General features: G+C 60.2%; 3 protein-coding genes. All 3 read right to left on the bottom strand.

From position 1 onward, the window contains the following. Positions 1-251 (bottom strand): gamma-glutamyl-gamma-aminobutyrate hydrolase family protein (locus NW818_RS13285; RefSeq protein WP_414424821.1); only part of this gene is annotated, 251 nt, incomplete at its 3' end. Positions 252-418: 167 nt separating this feature from the next. Beyond that, the gene (locus tag NW818_RS13290) at positions 419-1,483 is read right to left on the bottom strand and encodes an ABC transporter permease (protein WP_011431976.1); all 1,065 of its coding nucleotides are present in this window, start codon (positions 1,481-1,483) and stop codon (positions 419-421) included. 43 nt (positions 1,484-1,526) lie between these two features. Beyond that, positions 1,527-3,305 (bottom strand): ArnT family glycosyltransferase, encoded by a 1,779-nt coding sequence (locus tag NW818_RS13295; protein ID WP_414424822.1) that lies wholly within the window; start codon positions 3,303-3,305, stop codon positions 1,527-1,529. Between the last annotated feature and the right edge of the window lie 90 nt (positions 3,306-3,395).

Below are 3,395 nucleotides of genomic sequence, written 5' to 3' on the forward strand. Positions count from 1 at the left end.
AAGGACTCCGTCCCGCTACCGCGAAAGGTGCTGGGGCAGAGGTCGCCGCCACCGGTCAACACCAGGCCATCCACCCAAGACAGCAAAACCTGGGGCTCGCTTTCGCCTGGGGGAAAAAGAACAGGGATCCCTCCGGCAGCACGAATGGCATCCACATAACGGCCTGGCGCTACAAAGTCTCCCTCGTCATTGCGGTTGCGGGTGGTAACGCCGATGAGCGGTCGATTTGAAAAAGGGGATGTCCGATTCATCCTTCTACGATAGCCTCATTTCCCAATGTTGATGGTGCTATGCCTACGGCAGAGGAACCGCACCACTGTCCTGAGCAGAAAAATCCAAAGTTTTCCCCCGCGATAGGAGTTAAATCTCGTTGTTGCGCAACGCTAACGCAAAGGGATCCCAGAAATCGCCGAAGCCATTAACCTTTCCCAAGGAAATAGCGGCGGCTGATCCCTTGGGCCAGCAAGACGAACAACACCAGGGATCCCTGAATCACACCGGCCAAAGAAGACTCCAATTGCAAAGAGAGAGGCAGTTGCAAGCTGCCGATGTTAAGACTGCTGAAGAAAAAGGCAATCGGCAGAATCAGCAGGGGGTTAAAGCCTGCCAGCATCACCACCAACAAGGCCAGAAAGCCCAAATTGCTGGAGATATTGGGGATGAGGCGATGGAACAGAGCCAACACCTGCAAGGCGCCCGCCAGCCCTGCTAAGCCCCCACAGCAGGCAAATGCCATGAGCAACCTGCGGGTAGCCGGGATCCCCAACCGGAAAGCAGCTACAGGGTTTTTCCCCACCGCCCGCAACTGCAGGCCGAAGCGAGTGTTGCCCACCACCAGCACCGTCAGGGCCAAAGCCAACAGGGCCAGCAGCAACGCCACCGGACTGGCCTCTGACCGCCCCCAGGTGGGCAACCACAGACGGGGATCCAACACTTCCGTCCCGCTCATGGAAGCCACCCCCGGCCTTTTCCAAGGGCCGAAGATCAGGTAGAGCACCCAACCTTGGGCAACAAAATTCAGCCCCAGCCCAGCGAAGATCTCGTTGACCCGCCCCCACACATTCAGGATCCCGGCCAACAGGCCCCAGCCCGCCCCCCCCAGGATCCCGGCCAAAAGCGCCAAGGTAATGGCCAGTGGCGGCGGCAACCATCCCGCTTCCAGACGCACCAGAAACGTGGCCGCAATTGCCCCGACCACCATTTGCCCTTCGATGCCCAAGTTGTAGAGACCGGCAACAAACGTAAACACCAGCCCACAGCAGCAGAGGACAAGGGGAGCCAGCGTTGCCAAAACCCGGCCAAACTGAGCTTCAGTGCCGAAGGCCCCCTGCCACATGCTGGCCGCCACCTGGAGAGGTGAAGCCCCCGCCAGCAGGATCACCCCCGCCACAAATAGCAGCGCTGCCAGCCAAGCCAATCCCTGGATTACCCAGGTACGCTCTAGAGACACCCACGACCGGCCCGATTCCGCTATTCCCGCCATGCTTTAACACTTCCTAGGATTCTTAAACTTAAGATTTTTAAACTCAAAGAGGCTCCCCGCTGCCCTGCTCCAAGAGGGGATCCAAACGGCGCACCAGTTGCCAGCCCTCCACCTCCGCCAGAGGTTGTAACCCCAAATCCCGGATCTCCACCTGTTCTGCCTGCACCGGAGAAACCCAAAGGTAGTCTCCATATTCCCCTCGTTGCAGAGCCTGATCATCCACCCATCTCCCCGGATTAGGGGTATAAAAAGCGATGGCCTGGGCCTGACAGACATCCGGCAAGCCGCTGCGGCCAATATCCACCACCGTCTCCCCAGACTCTGTCGAGGACTCCGTCCGAATAGCGCGAACGGACGGGGGCAGCATTTGGTTCCAATCCATTTGGGCAAAAGCAGGGCTGAAGTTGCCGAAATCAGGCCGCAAGACGATGGTGATCATGGCGAGGATCCCGGCCAACAAGAGGATTCCCACCCACAGACTGCCGGCACAGCGCAACACCCGCCGCCAACTCCAGATCCCCGGCAGCAAGAGGTACAAAAGACCCATCGCCACCAGCGGCCAAGCGTGGGATTGCAGAAGCTCCAGACCGTCTACGCCCAGCCGGACGGCCACCCCCAAACCCAACAGCAGCAGCCCCACCGCTGCCAGGCCCCAAGAGATCACCTGAGCCAGACGGGGCTTTAAGTGCAAGGACTCCGTCCCGCTAACGCGATCCGCACCGCTGACGCGACCCCGCATAGCCAACGCTTGATCCAAGGCTACCCCGGCCAAGAGAGCCAGCCAAGGGTAAAGCTGCACGGTGTAGTAGGGGGTTTTGGTGGGATAAAGCTGCAACAACAACAGCAGCAGCAGGGGGAAAGACCAGATTAGCAGCGTGGATCCCGGCTGCTGGCGCACCAGGAGAAAGCCACCCACCAAAGCCAAAACCGTCCACGGGAAGCCATGAACGGGAATGTGCCAAAAGTAGTACCAGCCGGTGGCATCCGCATGGAAGGGCTCTTGCCCCAGATCCCACACCTTCCCCACCAGGGTGGTCAGCACCTGTGGGCCATACACCTGCATGGCTGGACCTAGCCAGAGGCCAAAAATCCCCAAGCCCAGCCCAAGCGCCAGCCAAAATGGGGCGGATCCCATCCAGCGGCGCCGTTGCTGCACGAGATAGGGGATCAAAGCCGCCCCCGGCAGCAGGATCATGGCACTTTTCATCAGCAGGCCCAGCCCGAAGGCCACTCCGGTTAGCCAAAACCAAACCCTGTGGCCGCGGATACCGTTGACCAGCCCCAGGATCCCCAGCAGCTCCAGAAAGGTCAAGGGCACATCCTGCCCCACCAGCCGCCCCTGCTGCACCCAGAGGTAGCACAAGGGCAAAACCGCCATCCCCAAAAAGGCCGCCCGCATCGGCAAAAAAAACCACCCAATCCAACCCACCAGGGGAATGGAGAGCAAAGCAGCGAGGATCCCTGGCAGCCGCGCCGCCCACTCATTCACCCCGTATAGGGCAAAACTGAAGGCCACGCTCCAGGTGAGCAGAGGGGGTTTCTCGAAAAAAGGCTCCCCCAAAAAAGTGGGCCCCAGCCAATGCCCTCCCCGCAGCAGCTCGCGGGCCATTTGGGCATAAAAGCTCTCGTCGCAGCCAGCCAAACTGGGATCCGCCCCCGAAAGCACAAACAGAGGCACTGCCAGGCCCATGACTAGTAGGCTTAGGCCCCAAAAGGGCACTAGGTGCGGGTCGCGGCGAAACTGAACGAAGGAGCTGGATCCCGGCAGGGATCTGCGGCTAGGAGAACTGCCCAGACGGTTGGGGTTGCCGAAAGGACGCATGGGACTCCGTCCCGCTAACGCGATGGGACAAGTCAGCAAGGGGCGGCTCTAACCAGACTAGACAAGGACTCCGTCCCGCTTACGCGAGCG

Origin of the sequence: Synechococcus sp. R6-5 (assembly GCF_047461775.1) — a bacterium.
GTDB lineage: Bacteria > Cyanobacteriota > Cyanobacteriia > Thermostichales > Thermostichaceae > Thermostichus.